Here is a 16,536-nt window from a genome sequence, read left to right as displayed (position 1 = left end):
ATGCATTCGCTCCTCCTTCCTTGCGGCCCGCAACCTGGCGATTGCGGTGTAAACTCACTTTAACGAAAGCGATTTCATAAATGAAGGAGACGAATTTACGAAATTGTTTGATTTTTTTGGAGCGCTTTCATCGGGCGTCCGCGAACGGTTTCGAGACCGCATCCGAGGTGGGATTATTTATAGCAGGACGAAAATATAGCGAAAAATCGTCTCATCGACAAAACGCGATTTCTCCCTAACAATAGGGGTAAGCAACCGGCTGCAGGCTCCAGTTACCAATCCGGAAATGAGGTGCGAACATGAAATTCGATCATGCCGAAGATATTGTGCAATTGACGCCTCTGTGGACGGGCGAGAGGTTTCCGAACGGAAGGCCGAAAGTGCCGGACGACATCCTGAGACGAATTCGCAAAATTACGCTTGAAGAAGCTTGGGGCCCTTTATGGCACCGGGGCTATGCGTTCCAATTCGAAGGCGATTTCAAAATCGTCCACCCCGATCGAATCATGGTCGGCCGGGCCGTTACCGCCGTCATGGTTCCCAAACGTCCCGATCTGCACGAAACGCTGCTGAAGTACGGACACGAGCAGGAGGGCCGCCGGGGCTTTTTCAATCAATGGGTCATCGATTCCTTGACGGAAGACGATGTCGTCGTCGTTGACATGTTCGACAAAATTCATATGGGCACCTATGTCGGCGGCAACCTGTCCACGGCGATTTCGACGCGCACCAAGCGCGGGGGAGCCGTCATCTGGGGAGGCATCCGGGACAACCAGCAGGTCGTCTCCATTCCCGACATCAACATTTATTACCGGGGCAGCGATCCGACGGCGATCGGCGACGTGACGATGGTCGGCATGAACGTTCCGACCCGCATCGGCAAAGCGATCTGCCTGCCGGGCGACGTCGTGCTCGGCACGCCCGCGGGCGTCATCTTTATTCCGCCGCATCTCGCGGAGCTGACGGTCGTCCAGGCGGAAAAGTCGCAGGTAAGAGACGTCTTCGGCTTCGTCCGGCTGAAGGAAGGCGTCTACTCGACCGCCCAGATCGACGCTTCGTGGACGACGGCCATCTGGAACGACTTCGTCGAGTGGTTCCGGACCGACGAAGCGGCGGCGGACTACCGCCACTTGACGTGGGACGCGGAGCTCGAAGACGCCCGCAAGCAGGAAAGGGACGGGCCGCAAAGCGACGTTCGCCTGTAGCCGCTTCTCCCCCGCCTTTTGCGATCAGATCATTAAAAGGACTTCGGCGCCCGCCTTGGGCAAAAGCCGAAGTCCCTGCTTTTATGCCCGCTTTCCGGCCATCTACTTTGCCGCGGATTCCCGGTACTCGCTGGGGGAAACGCCGACCTTCTTTTTGAAAATTTGGCTGAAGTACCGCGAGTCGTGATAGCCCACCTTCTCCGCCACCTCGTAATTTTTGTAATGCGTGGACGCCAGCATCTCCTTCGCCTTTCCGATCCGGATGTCGGTCAAATGCTCGATAAACGTTTTGCCCGTATTCGCCTTGAACAGCAGGCTCAAATAGGCCGGCGTCATGTACACCTTCCGGGCGATGCTCTGCAGGGAAGCGCTGCCGTACTCCGATTCCATATAATGCAGCGATTTCTTGATGATGCTGCGGTGGCTTTCCTTCTGGTTCGGGAGCGTAAATTCCCACAGTCCCTGCAGAAATTGACTTACGTACCGCTTCATTTCGTCCAGCGTTTCCAGGCGGATGACGGACAAAATGTCCGAAGAGTGATAAGCGCTTGCATCCTTTTCGTCGGCCAGCATCCGTTTCTCGATCCCGAGCAGCAGCCGGATCGTCCATTCGTACAAGCTTTCGATATCCAGATAACGGTTCTGCAGCACGCTCTCGTAGCAATGCTCCACCGCTTCCTCGATTTCCTCGTGGGACACCGCCGCTTTCAACGTATCGTACAGCGTTTTCTCCACGATCTCCGGATCGCTGCGGACCGGCTCGAACGGCCGGAGGTTGTTGGCGTACAGCACTTGGCCGGTCCCTTTGTAAAATTTGTAGCGAAGGGCCGTCGAAGCCTGCCCGTACGATTGATGCACGTCCCCGAGCTGGCCGCAGGGCCGGCCGACGCCGATATTGACCGAGCAACCGAAACGGTCGGAGAGCTTTCGCTGCAGCTTTTCCAGCATCTCCGACTTCGTCCAGGAGAACAGCAGCGCGACCCGGTCCTCATCGTCGACGAACGCGACGCTCCCGGCGCACGCTTCCTGCTGCACGGCATCTCTCGCCGCTTCGGCCCGCGGCCTTGCGCCCGTTCCCTCTTCCCGCTTCGCGACGGGCTCCACCAGCGCGACGGCCGGGAACGTGAAATAGGGGTTTACGGACAGGCGGGACATCTTCTCCTGAAGGTCCGCCTTCGGCCTCAGCCGGCCCGACACGAGCTCGCGCAAAAACCGTTCCCTCACCCAGGTCATCGCCAAATCGTCGTTGTACAACATGAATTCACTCCGCATGCTCTTTTCCCCTTTGATAAGGCTTCGAACGAGCCGTGGCGTCAATCCAGATGAATGATCTTGTACGAGTGCATATGTTCGACAAATGCTTTTTCCGCCGTTTCCGGGTTTCCCGACTTCAAGGCGTCAATGAGCAGGCGATGCCAATCGGCCAGCCCGTCGGTCGTATAATAGCGGTTGGATATCGCCATGAACCGCATGATCTTCGTTCGCATATCGTTCCACAGCCCGAGTATCGCCTGATTGTCGCAGCGCCGGTAAAAAAAGCCGTGAAACTCCATATCGAGCTCGAGGATTCGCAGCGTATCCCGCATTTTGTTGGCGTCGTCCATGCCGGAAACGGTCCGTTCCAAAAACGCGTAGTCGCCGTCCGTCATCCGCGGCATCGTCTCCCGCACCGCAAAGCCTTCGATAATTTCCCGCAAGACGAAAAGATCCCGGATTTCCTTGGACGTAATATCCGAAACGACGGACCCCTTGTTCGGAACGCCGTTGATGAGCCCTTCCTGCTTCAGCCGTTCGAGCGCTTCGCGGACGGGCGCCTGGCTGACCCGGAATTTGCGGGCGATGTCCAGCACGATAAGCCGGGAGCCGGGCTGAAGCTCGCCCGCGAGAATCCCTTGCTTCAACCATAAATAAATGTGCTCGCTGATCGAGTGCATCGAGAGATTCGGTTCCTGTTCAGCCATCGGTTCAACCGCTCCATTCCGAAGCATTATCGATTATCGATAATCGATAACGTGCCGCAAGATTTGTAACCGCTTTAAATTTAATCGTCACCTCGTTTCGCGTTGCGTCGTTACCTGCTTTTGATTTCATTATATGGAGCTCGGCCGGAATCGGCAACCGATTATTTTGCAAGAAAATGGCGAAACGGCGGTTTCCCGGCAAGCCTTTCCGTTGTCGACCCGCCCGAAGTTCGCCGTGCGCCTTCGCTTGCGATTTGCAACCCGAACGCGCGTCCCCCGTAAAAAAACGTGAAGAGATCGCGGCCTGCGGCCGCCGATCGCCGGAATTGGTTTTGCGAAATGGCAGCGCTATAATAGGAAACAAGGCTTGTTCGCAAATCGACAGGGGGCAAAGAAACTCGCAATGGAAACGCAACGCGTCTGGTCGGAGAAGCTCCGATCGTTTTTGTTCAACAGCAAATTTGTCGGATTTCTGTTTGTTTTGCTGCTCGTCGGGTTGAACATTCTCGTTTTGAGCAAAATTTCCTATGTGTTCCACCCGATCGAAGTGCTGTTCAAAACCGTGGCTCTGCCGCTGCTGCTGACGACCGTCGTTTATTACCTGCTCAATCCGATCATCGACTATTTGGAAAAACGGAACGTCAAACGAATTTATAGCATCTTGGCGTTATACCTGCTGATCGCCGGCATCATTACGCTCGCCGTCACGGCCGTCATCCCGCTTGTCCGCCAGCAAATCGCCAGTCTGGCGTCCAACTTCCCCCATTATTTCGAGCAATTCCGATTGCAGATCGAAGAGTGGCTGGGAAGCGACTTTTTCGAAGGCATCCAGGAAACGCTCAACTTCGATCCGGCCCAACTGACCGCCAACATTTCCGAGCGGGCCAGCTCCATTTTGAACAATACGTGGTCGAGCGTCGGCGGCATCGTCGGGACGATCACGGAAGTCGTTTTGTCGATCGTCACCGTGCCGTTCATTCTGTTTTATTTGCTGAAGGACCGCAAAAAATTGACCCCGTTCGCGCTCGGCTTTGTCCCGACGAAGCTGCGGGACCGGTTTTTGACCGTCATGCTCGAAATGAACCATCAAATCAGCTCGTACATCCGCGGACAGATCATCGTCAGCTTTTGCATCGGCTGTCTGCTGTACATCGGTTATCTGATTATCGGGCTCGATTATTCGCTTACGCTGGCCATCGTGGCGGCCTGCACGAGCATCGTGCCATACCTCGGGCCCGCGATCACCATTACGCCGGCGCTCATCGTCGCGCTCGTCACCTCTCCGATCATGCTCGTCAAGATGATCGTCGTCTGGACGGTCGTGCAGCTCGTCGAGGGCAAGTTCATTTCGCCGCAAATTATGGGCAAGACGCTTAACATCCATCCGATCACGATCATTTTCGTCATTTTGACGGCGGGCAATTTGTTTGGCGTTCTCGGCGTCATTTTGGCGGTTCCCGGATACGCCGTGCTCAAAATCGTCGCCACCCATCTGTTTCGCTGGTTCAAAGCGCGCTCGGGGCTTTACGAGTCGGAAACCGCGAACCGCTAGCGCCGAATCCGCCTCCCCTGCGCGTCCGAGGCCGGCATTTCCCTTTGCCCGAACGTTCCGTTCGCGGGGGATGCCGGCCTTTTTGCCGCCTTGCGACCCATCTCCGCCGACCGGCCGCCAGTTCGTCGTTATCGGGCTTGAAGGGATGAATGGCGCTTCCCGCTCATGAGGGGATCGTCCCCGAGAAGGCGCCCGACTGCCGCATTTTCTCCAAATGCTTGATCGTCGGCGTAAGGTTGGCGAAAAAATACGCCTCGCGCAGTCTTCTCGAAGGAGCGCTGTTTCGCAAATACGCCGAGCCTCCGCCATGCAGCATGTCCGCCTGAACGGCCCGAAGCGCCAAATACGCCGTCTTCAATCGAAGGCCGAGCAACTCCTGGACGACGTCTCCCGATTCCGGACGTTCCGTCGATGCGAGCCGGTACGTTTGCTCCCTCAGCTCCCGCAGCTCGTCTTCGAGCGTTTCCGGCTGCTCCCGGAGAAACCGGTTGCAGCCGCGCTGCTTGTCCCGAACCCGCTCCATCGAGCGGATCGAGGCGTCGATCACGCCCAGGCCCAGCGGTATTTGGTACAGGATGAAAAGCGGGCGAATCCGGGCGACGAAGGCGTCGGCCTCCTCCGCGACGATCCAGCTTCGCGGCGCGAGCACGCCGGAAAATTCGCACGCAAAGGTGGCGCTCCCGTTCAAGCCGAGATAGCCGATTCTCTCCGTGCGCTTCAGCCCTTCGGCGGCGCAAGGGACGAAGGCCATCACGCGCCGGCTGTCCCCGAGCGACGCGACGACGCCGAACCAATGATCGTCCGCCAAATTCGAAACCATAGGCAGCGTGCCGCTCAGCCTGTACCCTCCTTCGGCGACTTCCGCTTGCAAAATCAACTTGTCCATGCCGGCGTAGAACTTCATCGGATTGGACAGCCCGGTTCCGCCGAGCAGCTTTCCGTTTTCCAATTCCGGAAGCAGCCGCTGCCTTAAAAACTCGTTGCCGGACCCGCGCACGTACGTCAAGGCCGCCAAATGGCACCACAGGTTGAAGCCGGTCGTCATGCATATTTTGGAGGTTTCCTCAACCAGACGAACGCCGCGGGCGCGGATTTCGCCCGGCGAAGCGTCCCGGGAATCCAGCAGACCGGCCGCCCCGAGCGACTTCAAATAATCGGCGGGATAAAACGACTCCGCGTCGATCCGTTTCACATGCGGCGCCAAATGCTCCCGAATCAGCGCATCGACGACGTTTTTTCGCCTTTCGTCCGCCGAAACCGTCTTTTCCGACGCAGCCAATGACGTTCCTCCTTTCGTCGCAACGTTTTTTAATCGACTCTCGACGGCTTCGATTGGAGCGCGGTGATGGCGTCGATCGGCGTTTGCACCGCGTTTCTCGCCCTGACGACCGCCGCCTCGTCCGGAGCCCGATAGAAGCAAAGACACTTGGACATGTCTTCGCATACGTACGTACGCGAGAACGTCACCTCGGGCACTTCGGCATAATGAACCGAATTCCGTTTTTTGCGCTCCAAATACTGCTCCATCGTCAAATCCTCCGGAATGTTCCATTCGACCAAATAATCGATCCCGTCCGGCTGCCGTTTGACCGCTTCCAGCTCGCTGCCGACCAGGCGCACCGGCTTCAGCAGCGCGACGGGGACGCCGGCCCGCTCAAAAACGGCTTCGACGGGTGCGCCCTCCCTGCCCTCGCCGGCTTCCAAAATCAAAAACGATCTGCCGAAGTCCCGGGCAACCTGCACCTCGACGATGCGGACGCCGGCCGCGCCCGCTTCCTGTTCCAGCCTCGCAAGCGAGGTTTTCAAGCTTTGCTCGTTTCTCTCGGAATCGCCGAACACGGATTCGATCAAATAAAGGGACATAGGGATTCTCTCCTTTTGAAAAAATGAATGGCAATCGAACAAAGAAAGGCGAAATCGACAACGCCGCTTAATGCGACTATAATTTACTTAGTATAAAAAGTTAACTCTGTATCCCTGCGAAACAAGCCCATTGGAGGTCCGCATGAAAGAAAGATACGATCTGCCCTGCAATATCGCCCAATCGCTGAACGTCATCGGAGACCGCTGGACGCTGCTCATCATTCATGAAATTTTGGTCGGCCGCTCGACCTTCAACGAAATCAAGAAAGCGCTGGACGGCCTCTCGTCCAAGCTGCTGTCCGACCGGCTTAAATATTTGGAGGAACAGGGGCTCGTCGAATCCGCCCTCTATTCCGACCACCCGCCTCGTTACCGGTACAGCCTGACCCCGAGCGGCAAAGATCTGGACGACGTTTTTTACGCCCTGATCGTCTGGGGAAAACGGCATTTGCAAAAATGTTATAAAAAGCTGACTCACCGCTCCTGCGGCCACGAGGTTCGGGTATCGTACCGGTGCGACCACTGCGGGCGGGAAGTCGAAAAGGCGGATTTGGCCGTCGTAAATTTGGCACCCGGGGAACGCGGTCCGGCGGCCGACGCTTAAGCTTGCGTCCGGGCGGGCGCTCCCCACAGCCTTTCGACCCGGCGTTCGAACACGCGGACGCCTCGGTCGAGCAGCAAGCCGCACGCGCCGATGCAGACGATACCCGCCAGCACGAGATCCAGGCGGAGGGTATTGCGGCTGTCGATAATGAGAAAACCGAGTCCGGACTGGGAACCGACCATCTCCCCGGATACGAGAAAAATCCAGGAGGTGCCGATCGCGATATGCAAGCCGTTCGCGATGGACGGGAACGCGGCGGGGAATATGATTTTGGTCAGCAGCGGCCGGCCGCCGATTCCGAAGTTTGCCGCCATTTTCAAATAGCTTCCGTCCACTTTGCGAATGCCCGAAACGGTGGATAACAGAACCGGGAAAAACCCGGCCAAAAAGATAATGACGATCGCGGGCGCATTGCCGATGCCGAACCACAGCACGATAAACGGGGACCAGGCGATCGGCGAAATCGGCCGGACGAGCTGAACGACCGGATCGATCATGGCCCACAGCAAGCGCGTCCTTCCGAGGGCAAGGCCAAGCGCGATGCCCGCGGCCGATGCGGAGAGGTAGCCCGCCGCGAACCGGAGCAGGCTGACTTTCAAATGCGCGAACAGCGCTCCGCTGGCGGCGAGCTCGCCCAGTCCCCGAAGCACGTCCAGCGGGGCCGGGAGCAGCGATTTTTCATAATTTCCGATCCAGACCGCGAGCTGCCAGACGAGCAGAAGAACGAGCGAGCCGATGAGCGCGCAGAAGGATTTACGAATCGGCTTCATGTTCCTGCAGCGCCTTGTCAATGAAGGAATTGTCGACGAAGTCGGCGAAAGCCGGCGGATTCTCGAACAGCTTCATTTCCGTCAAAACCTGCCTCAGCTCCTCGTACGTCCGCTCGTCGAGCTTCAAATCGTCGTAGGAAATCCACTCCAGCGACAAGTCGAGCACGTTTTCGTCGACGTTCATGTATTTCGAGAACGTTTCCTTCACTTGCTCGTCTTTATGCTCGGCCGCCTCTCCCGCTTCCACATATTGTTTGACGAGCTGCTGCACCGCCTCCGGATCGTCCTCGATCAGATCGTTTCGAAGCACGAGGGCGCAGCAGATCGAATCCGGCCACAACTCCCCCGATTGATGAAGCACCTTGCCCGTTCCGCTGGCGACGGACCTGGCGCCGAACGGCTCCGCCACGACGTAGCCGCTGATTCTCCTCTCCGCCAGCGCGGCGGGCATCTCGGCCGGGGGCAGCTCGACGACCTGTACGTCCTCGAACGTCAACCCCGCCTTCTTCAACGTTTGATAAAGCAAAATGTTATGCGTCGAATATTCGTGCGGGATCGCGAAGCTTTTCCCTTTCAAATCGGCCGCGCTTCGAATGTCCGGCGAAGCGACGACGACGTTGCCGTCCTTATGCCCGAGGGCTACCGCCTTCAGGTCGATTCCCTGATCTTTCGCCAGCATCGCCAATTCGACCAGCACCGACGCTCCGTCGATGTTGCCGGTGTTCAGGGCGTCCATCAATTCCGGCCAGGAGCCGAATTTGACGAGCTGCAGCTCGAAGTTGCCGTATCCGTGCTTTCCGAGCTCCTCTTCTATGTACAGCGGCGCCGCGTGCGTAATCGGCAAGTAGCCGATCTTGATCGTCCGCTTCGCCCCCGTCCCCGCTTCCTTCGCTTCTTCCGAGGCGCCGCAGCCGCTCAAGGCGGCAAAGGCGAACAGGGAAATCGCCGCCGCGAGCGCGATTGTCCGTAAAAACTTCACTCTCGCATCCTCCCGTCAAATCGTAAATTCTTCTTTCGAGCCGGAACCCGCAAGCCGAAACTGCTCCAAAATCCGTTTGCGGTACAGTTGAAACTCTCCGTGTCCGCGGTCTCTCGGCTTGGCCGCCGGAATGCGCAGCTCCAGCCGGATGCCTCCCGGCTCCGTCCCGAGGAGCAGGATCCGGTCGGACAAATAAACCGCTTCGTCGATGTCGTGCGTCACCAGAATCATCGTTACGTTCTCCCGCCGCTGAATGCTCAGCAGCTCATCCTGCAAGTAATAGCGGGTAAACGTATCGAGCGCCGCGAACGGCTCGTCGAGCAGCAGCACGCGCGGCCGCACGGCCAAGGCGCGAGCGAGCGCCACCCGCTGCTTCATCCCTCCGGACAGCTGGGACGGAAACAGGCCGGCTTTGTCCTGCAGATGAACCAGCTTGAGATAATCGAGCGCTCTCTCCCGCCGTTCGGACGCGCCGAGCTTGAGCGGCTCTAGACCCAGCTCTACGTTTCCGAGAACCGACCGCCAAGGCAGCAGGCCGTAATCCTGGAACATCATCACCGCCTGCCGCACCGGCCGTTCCACCGGCCGGCCATCGAGCCGGATCGTGCCTTCGTCGGGCAGCTCGAAGCCTCCCAGCAGGTTGAGCAGCGTGCTTTTTCCGCAGCCGCTCGGTCCGAGCACCGATACGAATTCGCCCTGTCGGATGCGAAACGTCACGCCGTCCAGCACCGTCTGCCTGCCGCCTTGATGGCCGTAGCTTTTGGAAATGCGGTCGGCCTCTACCGCGATCGGAGCGTTCGAACTCAACGTGCAACCCCCTTTCCACTAATTCATATAATAATAATCGGAATTAAAGTTATAATAATATACTATGTATTAAAAAGAAACCTTCTATTTGCAAAAAAACGTTGAGACTATCTCTCATTTGTATGATAGGAAGGAGCTTCAGTGGATTTTGTCCAATCAAAATCGGTTTTTCCGCAACGATTTCAAGCTTCAGTGGATTTCGTCCAATCTAGCGAGGCCGATTCGTCCGTGTTGTTCGAAATGGGCATTTTTCGTTGGAGAAAATCCACTCTGGATCGCAATTTCCCCGTTTTTCGCTCTGCCGATTGGATAAAATCCATCATAAGCTACCCCTATGCCGAGTCTTCCCCTTGCCCAATGGTTCCCGTCCTAGCCTTCCCGCTGCCATTGCCTAAAAAACGCGCCTGAAGGCGTCCTAGGAAATGCAGATCACCCGAATGTACTCACCCGGCATGCGACCGTTTGCGTTTCGAAAGTTGTGATTTGAGTCGCCACGACTCAACTGTGCCGTTAGCGCGCGCGCCGAGGCGGCGAGATGAGTCATTTTTACTCAACTGCGTACAACTATTTGCGTTTGGTGGGTCGAGATGAGTCGCCACGACTCAACTGTGCACCACGGCTCCATCGGATCCGCATGGGCCAGTCCGGTTTCCGGATCGGATGTGGACATGTCGGAAGGTAGGTTCCGCGCTACCCTGGCGGGCGCCGTACTCCGCAAGCTTGCCTGCGCGCTTTCGCACGGCGAAGAATTTAAGCTTCCCTTCATTCTAAAAATCTTTCTAAAAAAATCGCCCTCCCCGAGGCACAACCGCTGCCGCCGGAAGGGCGATTCCCGCTTAATTCCGTTCCCGAACCTCCACCGCGTCCTTGTAGTCGTCCCGCACGCTCTTCTCCCACATCGGCACGCCGGTCCGATAGGCGGCTCGCCCGTTCAAATGCCCCGCGATCGGCGACGTGACGAACACGAAGACGATGCCGAGCAGGATTTTCGCGCTTACGTGCTCCAAATAAAACATGAAATACAGAAACACGCCGAACAGCACGAACAGCACGCCGAGCGTCGCGCTTTTCGTCGCCGCGTGCGAGCGCAAATAGACGTCGGGCAGCCGGATGAGCCCGAACGCGCTGAGCAGGCAAAACAACGCCCCGACCAGGATCAGCAAGCCGATCGACAGCTCACCGAGCGCTTTCATCGTTTCCATGCTCGATCACCTTCCCTCTTTCCATATATCGGGCAAACGCCGTCGTGCCGATAAACGTCAAAATGCCGATGACGAGTATCGTGTCCATATACGTTTGCGTGCGGTATTGAACGCACAGAACCGCCACGACGGCCAGCAGGTTGATGCCGATCGCGTCGAGCGCCGCGATGCGGTCGGGCATCGATGGACCTTTCAGCAGCCGGTACAGGCAGCCGAGCATGGCAAGCGACAGGATGACGAGGGATGCGTTAAGCAGCTGCTCGAACATTACCGCGTCACCTCCATGATCGCTTTTTCGAAGGTGTGCCGGATTTGTCCGGACATTTCCTCCGCGTCTCCGATATCCATCGCGTGAATGTAGAGCGTTCCGCCGTCGGGGGAAACGTCAAGCGTCAGCGTGCCGGGCGTCAGGCAAATGAGGCAGGACAGCACGGTCACTTCCCAATCGCTTTTCAGCGACGTTTCGTAGGCGAAAATACCCGGCCGGACGTTCAGCTTCGGACGAAGAACCGCCCGAACGACCGCGAAGCTGGAGACGAAAAGCTCTTTCAAAAACAGCGCAAGCAGCTTGACGACCGCCCAAAGTTTGATTAAATAAAAATCGTTCGGCCAAAAGCGGCGGAAGACGAATATAATCGCCGCTCCGAGCGCGTATCCGATCATAAACCGCGAAGCCGAGCCGTCGTCGTGAAGAAACATCCATAAAAAAGCGAGGATCAAATTAAGCAAAATTTGCATGGCCATGGCCGGTCACCCCCTCAAAACGGCGTCGATATACACTTCCGGCCGACTTAGCACGTATCCGGCTTCGGCTACGTACGACAGCACCCATTCCGAGCCGAGTCCGATCGCGACGACGAGCGCAAAAAGCCCCGCCGCGGCGCCCGCGCTCCACCGCAGGCCGATCTTCTCCGGCGCCGCCGCCGGCATTTTCCCCCAAAAGGCGTGCCGGAACACGTTCATTAACGAGTATAGCACGACAAAGCTGGAAGCGAGTCCGATGGCGGACAGCGCATACGCGCCTTCGGAAAAGCCGCTGCGAAGGATCATCGCCTTTCCCGCGAAGCCGCTTAACGGCGGAACGCCGACGAGCGCCAGGGCCGTTGCGAAAAACATCCATCCCAGCAGCGGGTAGCGCCCGATCAGGCCGCCCATTTCCTTCAGCTTTTCGGTGCCCGCGGCGGCCGCGATCATGCCCCCGAGCAGAAACAGCAGCGCTTTGGCGACCATATCGTGCATCAGGTAAAACGCGACGCCCCCCAGCGCCTCCTCCGTCGCGACGGAGACGCCGAAGCCGATGAACCCGACGGCGATGACGACGTTATAATTGAGCACCCGGCTCACGTCCCGGTAGGCGATTGCGCCGATGCTGCCCAATATCATTGTGGCGCCGGCCATCCACCCGATCAGAGAATGCGAAATCGCAGGTTCGTGGTAAAAAATAAGCGTAAACGTGCGAATGATGGCGTACAGGCCGACTTTCGTGAGCAAGGCGGCGAACACCGCGCGCACGGCCGTCGGCGGCGCGGCATACGAGCCCGGCAGCCAGAAAAACAGAAACAGTCCCGCTTTTAACGAAAACACGAGCAGGAACATGACGGCAATGACGTTGAGGATGCCCCCTTGCCCGCTCTCCGCCACCCGCTCCGCCAAATGCGCCATGTTCAGCGTTCCGACGCTCGCGTACAGGTAAGCGACGGCGGCCACGAACAAGGTGGAGGACAAAATATTGATCAAAATGTACTTCAACGTTTCCCGAAGCTGCCGCTTGGTCCCTCCCAGCACGATCAGCGCGTAGGAAGAAATGAGCATCACTTCGAAGCAGACGAACAGGTTGAAGATGTCTCCGGTCAGAAACGAACCGTAAACGCCGACGAGCAAAAACTGAAAGACGGGGTGAAAATAATTTCGTTCCCGGCTTTCCCCGACGCTGCGGAACGAAAAGAGCAAACAAACGAAGCCGATGACCGCCGTCGTCAACACGAGCAGCGCGGCCAGCATGTCGGCAACGAAAACGATGCCGTACGGCGGCGCCCACCCGCCCATGTCCAGCGTTTGAATGCCTTTTTCCCGCACCTGAACGACGATCAGGCAGGCGACCGCGATATTCGCCAAAGCGCCGATCGCGCCGACGAATCGCTGCCAAACGATGCGGTCCTTCAGAAAAATGAGCGCGACTGCCGTACACAAAGGGAGAAGAAGCGGCATGACGAGCAGGTTATTCATCCTCTTTCCCCCTCAGCTGTTCCATATCGTCGGTCCCCAGCGTCTGATACGACCGATAAGCGAGCACGAAAAAAAACGCGGTGACGCCGAAGCTGATGACGATCGAAGTCAAAATGAGCGCCTGCGGCAGCGGATCGATATACGCCTTCGCCTTTTCGCCGAGCAGCGGCGCCGCTCCCGTTTTCAGCCCGGCCATCGTCATCAGCAGCAAATGCACGCTGTGCGTAAGCAGGGACGTGCCCAGAACGATGCGGAGCAGGCTTTTGGACAAAATGAGATAAACGCCGACGGCAAACAAAATGCCGATGCTTAAAGCCATCAACCCTTCCATTCCGGGTCATCCCTCCCAATCGTAAGCAAAATCGTCATCGTCACCCCGACAACGGCGAGGTAGACGCCAAGATCGAACAGCACGGCCGTCGCGAGCTCCGTTTCCCCCATGATCGGCAGGTGAAAATAGCCGAAGGCATGGCTTAAAAACGGCGCTCCGAACGCAAAGGAACCGATCCCGGTCAAAAACGCGATCGCCAGTCCCGTCGCCGTCAGCTTGCGGAAATCGACCGGCATCATCAGCCGGAAGGAATCCATGCCGAACGCGATCGCGGTCAGCAGCAGCGCCGAAGCGGTCATGAGCGCGCCGATAAAGCCGCCGCCCGGAGCGTTGTGGCCGGCGAAGAACAAGTACAGCGAGAACGCGACGATCAGGAAGACGACCACTCTGGAAATCGTTCGCAGCAGCACGTCGTTGCTCCTGCCTTGCGCCCGGACGCTTGGCGCCGCATGCGCCGCCGGCAGCCTCGGCAAATCCGGATCGAGCCTGAGCTTGACCAACGCGTAAATGCCGAGCGAGGCAATGCCCAGCACCGTAATTTCAAGCATCGTATCGAAGCCTCTGAAATCGACCAGAATGACGTTGACGATGTTTTTGCCGCCGGCCAGCCGGTAGCTTTCGTCCACGAAATAGTCCGCGATCGTCCGAAAGGAGCCGCTCCCGCTCGCGCCCAGCGCGATCAGCGTGACGATGGCGCCCGAGCCCGCCGCGATCAGAAAATTGGTCAGCTTGAAGGGCAGCTTGACGACCTCTTTTTTCAATTTCGGCAGATGATAGAAACAGAGCAGGAACAACGCAACCGACACCGTCTCGACGATCAGCTGCGTCAGCGCCAAATCCGGCGCGCGGAACATGATGAACAGCAGCGTGACGATATAGCCGACCGCGCCGGTCAGGATGATCGCCATCAGGCGCGAGCTCGCGAACGGAACCGCGATCGCCGACACCGCCATGACCAGGACGACGGCCGCTTCGTAAAACGAAACATCGGCATAGTGCTCCGTGCGAAACCGGATATCGCCGGTCAGCAGGAGGGCCGTCCCGAGCGACAAAATAAAAAACAGGAAAATGTAGATTAGATAGTGCCGGACGGACCCCGTCATATAGAGGTTCGTCAAGCGGGAAGACAGCTTCTCCGCCCCGCTCAGGCTCCCGTCGTACAACCGGTTCAGCACGCCGGCCCCTCCCCTTGCCTTCTCGAGGACGCCCAGGCGGCCGTGCAGCGCATACAGCGCCGAACCCGCCAGCACGACCCCGATCGTCATCCATACTTCCGTCGTCCAGCCATGCCAGAAGTGGATCGAGACGTGAAAATGCTCTCCGGGCGCAAGCAAATCCGGAAGAACGGCCCCCATGGCCGGCTCGATCAACGAGGCGGACAGCAAATTCGGAAACAAGCCGAAAATGACCGCGCAGGAAGCCAGGACGACCGGCGGGACGAGCATGCCGAGCGGGGCTTCGTGCGGTTTTTTGCTCAGTTTGTCAAACTGCGGTTTGCCGGCGAACGTCCGCCAGAGCACGATCATGCTGTAGACGAACGTAAATACGCTTGCGACCCAGGCGACGACGGGAAAAATCGCCCCCCACGAGTCCAGGCTCCACAGGTTCAGGCTGGCGATATTCAATACCGCCGTAAAAAACATCTCCTTGCTCAAAAAACCGTTGAACGGAGGCAGCCCGGCCATCGAAAACGCCCCGATCAGCGCGACCGAGAACGTTACCGGCATGATCCGCATCAGCCCGCCGAGCTTGCGCAAATCGCGGGTTCCCGTCTCGTGGTCGACGATGCCGACGACCATGAACAGCGCGCCTTTGAACGTCGCGTGATTGATCAGATGGAAAACCGCCGCCGTCGTCGCTTTCGCGTAAAGGAGCGAATCGCTCGTGCCCGCAAAATAAGCCGCAGCCGAGCCCAGACCGAACAAGCTCATGATCAGGCCGAGCTGGCTGATCGTCGAATAGGCCAGCATCGCCTTCAAATCCGTTTGCCGGACCGCCTTGACCGATCCGAATACGAGCGTGGTCAAGCCGATTCCCGATACGAGCCAAAACCAGGCGTCTTCGCCGGAAAAAACGGGACTTAGCCTCGCGACCAAATAAATGCCCGCCTTCACCATCGTGGCGGAGTGCAAGTAGGCGCTGACCGGCGTCGGCGCTTCCATGGCGTCCGGAAGCCAGATATGGAACGGAAACTGCGCGGATTTCGTGAACGCGCCCAGCAAAATCAGCAGCATGGCCGGGATGAACAGCGCCTGACCGGCGATGTCGTCCGCCATGGCGATCGTTTCCCGGATGCTGAACGTACCGGTCATCGCATACAGCAGCAGGAAGCCGGCGAACATCGCGAGACCGCCGAAAACGGTAATCAGCATCGATTTTTGCGCGCCGTAGACCGACTTTTCCCGCTCCTGCCAAAACGCGATCAGCAAAAACGAGGAAATGCTCGTCAATTCCCAAAAGCCGTAAAGCACCATCATGTTGTCCGACAGCACGACCCCGAGCATGGCGCCCATGAACAGAAGCAAATAGACGTAGAACGGGCGAATCGCTTCTTTCTTTTTATCCAAATAAAAAATCGAGTACAGGACGACGAGCGATCCGATGCCGGTTATGAGCAGCGAGAACAGGAAGCCCAATCCGTCCATGTAAACGGCGAAGTCGATGCCGAGGGACGGAATCCATTCGGCCGTCGAAGCAAGCGCCTTCCCGTCCCGGACATCGGACGAAAACCCGAGAAAATACGCAAACAACAGCACGGGCAGCGGAAAAACGAGCCACCCCGCATGCAGGCGGGGCAGCAGCCTGGAGATCCAAGCCGAGATCGGCGCCCAAATAAAAGGTAAGATGATAGCTACGTGCAGCAGCGTCAAGCCGCTTCCCTCCCTTTGCAGTCCAACTTTTTCCTACTGTTCAGCTTTTCCAAAACCCGGTCTTCAAACCCTTCCACCGCCTTCCGAAACGTAAAGCCGAAAAAACAGAAAAGGAGCCCGCTGGTGGCAGGCTCCTCCGAAAAAACATGTTCAATTGATCCATATT

Annotated in this window: 16 protein-coding genes; 3 read left to right on the top strand and 13 right to left on the bottom strand. The window is 57.8% G+C overall.

What is annotated here, in order from left to right:
• Positions 1–299 precede the first annotated feature (299 nt).
• Positions 300–1,205, top strand: coding sequence for an RraA family protein (locus tag B7E11_RS22565; protein WP_080839093.1), 906 nt, complete (start codon positions 300–302; stop codon positions 1,203–1,205).
• 102 nt (positions 1,206–1,307) lie between these two features.
• Here B7E11_RS22565 and B7E11_RS22560 read toward each other — a convergent pair whose 3' ends face one another.
• Both B7E11_RS22560 and B7E11_RS22555 read right to left on the bottom strand, forming a co-directional pair.
• Positions 1,308–2,477 (bottom strand): helix-turn-helix domain-containing protein, encoded by a 1,170-nt coding sequence (locus B7E11_RS22560; protein ID WP_080839091.1) that lies wholly within the window; start codon positions 2,475–2,477, stop codon positions 1,308–1,310.
• A gap of 41 nt (positions 2,478–2,518) precedes the next feature.
• Positions 2,519–3,166, bottom strand: coding sequence for a GntR family transcriptional regulator (locus tag B7E11_RS22555; protein WP_080839089.1), 648 nt, complete (start codon positions 3,164–3,166; stop codon positions 2,519–2,521).
• 403 nt (positions 3,167–3,569) lie between these two features.
• On the opposite strand from B7E11_RS22555, the gene B7E11_RS22550 reads away from it, so the two are divergent.
• Positions 3,570–4,718 (top strand): AI-2E family transporter, encoded by a 1,149-nt coding sequence (locus B7E11_RS22550; RefSeq protein ID WP_080839087.1) that lies wholly within the window; start codon positions 3,570–3,572, stop codon positions 4,716–4,718.
• 163 nt (positions 4,719–4,881) lie between these two features.
• On the opposite strand, the gene B7E11_RS22545 is transcribed toward B7E11_RS22550, so the two are convergent.
• Complete coding sequence (locus B7E11_RS22545) at positions 4,882–5,997, bottom strand: acyl-CoA dehydrogenase family protein (RefSeq protein WP_080839085.1); 1,116 nt, start codon at positions 5,995–5,997, stop codon at positions 4,882–4,884.
• 29 nt (positions 5,998–6,026) lie between these two features.
• Positions 6,027–6,581 carry a DUF4242 domain-containing protein gene (locus tag B7E11_RS22540; RefSeq protein WP_080839083.1) on the bottom strand — a complete coding sequence of 185 codons (555 nt, stop codon included), beginning with the start codon at positions 6,579–6,581 and terminating at the stop codon, positions 6,027–6,029.
• A 142-nt stretch (positions 6,582–6,723) separates the two neighbouring features.
• Here B7E11_RS22540 and B7E11_RS22535 point away from each other — a divergent pair, with 142 nt between their 5' ends.
• On the top strand, positions 6,724–7,185 hold the full coding sequence (locus B7E11_RS22535; RefSeq protein WP_080839081.1) for a winged helix-turn-helix transcriptional regulator: 462 nt from the start codon (positions 6,724–6,726) through the stop codon (positions 7,183–7,185).
• Here the strand turns inward: B7E11_RS22535 and B7E11_RS22530 are convergent.
• The 9 genes from B7E11_RS22530 to B7E11_RS22490 all read right to left on the bottom strand — a co-directional run bounded on the left by B7E11_RS22530 (position 7,182) and on the right by B7E11_RS22490 (position 16,370).
• Complete coding sequence (locus B7E11_RS22530; RefSeq protein ID WP_080839079.1) at positions 7,182–7,955, bottom strand: ABC transporter permease; 774 nt, start codon at positions 7,953–7,955, stop codon at positions 7,182–7,184. The genes B7E11_RS22535 and B7E11_RS22530 overlap by 4 nt on opposite strands.
• Entirely contained in the window at positions 7,939–8,934 is a 996-nt protein-coding gene (locus B7E11_RS22525; RefSeq protein ID WP_080839077.1) for an ABC transporter substrate-binding protein, read from the bottom strand. Before B7E11_RS22525 ends, B7E11_RS22530 begins: the two co-directional genes overlap by 17 nt.
• Before the next feature lie 15 nt (positions 8,935–8,949).
• Positions 8,950–9,741 carry an ABC transporter ATP-binding protein gene (locus B7E11_RS22520; RefSeq protein WP_080839075.1) on the bottom strand — a complete coding sequence of 264 codons (792 nt, stop codon included), beginning with the start codon at positions 9,739–9,741 and terminating at the stop codon, positions 8,950–8,952.
• Between the two features lie 836 nt (positions 9,742–10,577).
• Positions 10,578–10,934 (bottom strand): monovalent cation/H(+) antiporter subunit G, encoded by a 357-nt coding sequence (mnhG, locus tag B7E11_RS22515; protein WP_080839073.1) that lies wholly within the window; start codon positions 10,932–10,934, stop codon positions 10,578–10,580.
• On the bottom strand, positions 10,918–11,211 hold the full coding sequence (locus tag B7E11_RS22510) for a Na(+)/H(+) antiporter subunit F1 (protein WP_080839071.1): 294 nt from the start codon (positions 11,209–11,211) through the stop codon (positions 10,918–10,920). The genes mnhG and B7E11_RS22510 overlap by 17 nt, the downstream gene beginning before the upstream one ends.
• Complete coding sequence (locus tag B7E11_RS22505; RefSeq protein WP_080839069.1) at positions 11,211–11,687, bottom strand: Na+/H+ antiporter subunit E; 477 nt, start codon at positions 11,685–11,687, stop codon at positions 11,211–11,213. Before B7E11_RS22505 ends, B7E11_RS22510 begins: the two co-directional genes overlap by 1 nt.
• 6 nt (positions 11,688–11,693) lie before the next feature.
• A complete protein-coding gene (locus B7E11_RS22500) occupies positions 11,694–13,169 on the bottom strand; it encodes a Na+/H+ antiporter subunit D (RefSeq protein WP_080839067.1) in 1,476 nt (491 codons plus the stop codon).
• Complete coding sequence (locus tag B7E11_RS22495; RefSeq protein ID WP_080839065.1) at positions 13,162–13,500, bottom strand: Na(+)/H(+) antiporter subunit C; 339 nt, start codon at positions 13,498–13,500, stop codon at positions 13,162–13,164. The genes B7E11_RS22500 and B7E11_RS22495 overlap by 8 nt, the downstream gene beginning before the upstream one ends.
• Positions 13,488–16,370, bottom strand: coding sequence for a Na+/H+ antiporter subunit A (locus B7E11_RS22490; protein WP_080839063.1), 2,883 nt, complete (start codon positions 16,368–16,370; stop codon positions 13,488–13,490). The genes B7E11_RS22495 and B7E11_RS22490 overlap by 13 nt, the downstream gene beginning before the upstream one ends.
• Between the last annotated feature and the right edge of the window lie 166 nt (positions 16,371–16,536).

The organism is Cohnella massiliensis, assembly GCF_900169535.1.
GTDB classification, from domain to species: domain Bacteria; phylum Bacillota; class Bacilli; order Paenibacillales; family Paenibacillaceae; genus Cohnella; species Cohnella algarum.
Note: the sequence above shows the minus strand (reverse complement) of the source record. Positions and strands in the feature narration are given on the sequence as shown.

Excerpts from the sequence above, each read along its gene's own strand:
- B7E11_RS22500 (WP_080839067.1), bottom strand. The coding sequence starts at position 13,169 with ATGAATAACCTGCTCGTCATGCCGCTTCTTCTCCCTTTGTGTACGGCA.
- B7E11_RS22565 (WP_080839093.1), top strand. The coding sequence starts at position 300 with ATGAAATTCGATCATGCCGAAGATATTGTGCAATTGACGCCTCTGTGG.
- B7E11_RS22505 (WP_080839069.1), bottom strand. The coding sequence starts at position 11,687 with ATGGCCATGCAAATTTTGCTTAATTTGATCCTCGCTTTTTTATGGATG.
- B7E11_RS22555 (WP_080839089.1), bottom strand. The coding sequence starts at position 3,166 with ATGGCTGAACAGGAACCGAATCTCTCGATGCACTCGATCAGCGAGCAC.
- B7E11_RS22550 (WP_080839087.1), top strand. The coding sequence starts at position 3,570 with ATGGAAACGCAACGCGTCTGGTCGGAGAAGCTCCGATCGTTTTTGTTC.
- B7E11_RS22530 (WP_080839079.1), bottom strand. The coding sequence starts at position 7,955 with ATGAAGCCGATTCGTAAATCCTTCTGCGCGCTCATCGGCTCGCTCGTT.
- B7E11_RS22540 (WP_080839083.1), bottom strand. The coding sequence starts at position 6,581 with ATGTCCCTTTATTTGATCGAATCCGTGTTCGGCGATTCCGAGAGAAAC.
- B7E11_RS22560 (WP_080839091.1), bottom strand. The coding sequence starts at position 2,477 with ATGCGGAGTGAATTCATGTTGTACAACGACGATTTGGCGATGACCTGG.
- B7E11_RS22535 (WP_080839081.1), top strand. The coding sequence starts at position 6,724 with ATGAAAGAAAGATACGATCTGCCCTGCAATATCGCCCAATCGCTGAAC.
- mnhG (WP_080839073.1), bottom strand. The coding sequence starts at position 10,934 with ATGAAAGCGCTCGGTGAGCTGTCGATCGGCTTGCTGATCCTGGTCGGG.
- B7E11_RS22510 (WP_080839071.1), bottom strand. The coding sequence starts at position 11,211 with ATGTTCGAGCAGCTGCTTAACGCATCCCTCGTCATCCTGTCGCTTGCC.
- B7E11_RS22495 (WP_080839065.1), bottom strand. The coding sequence starts at position 13,500 with ATGGAAGGGTTGATGGCTTTAAGCATCGGCATTTTGTTTGCCGTCGGC.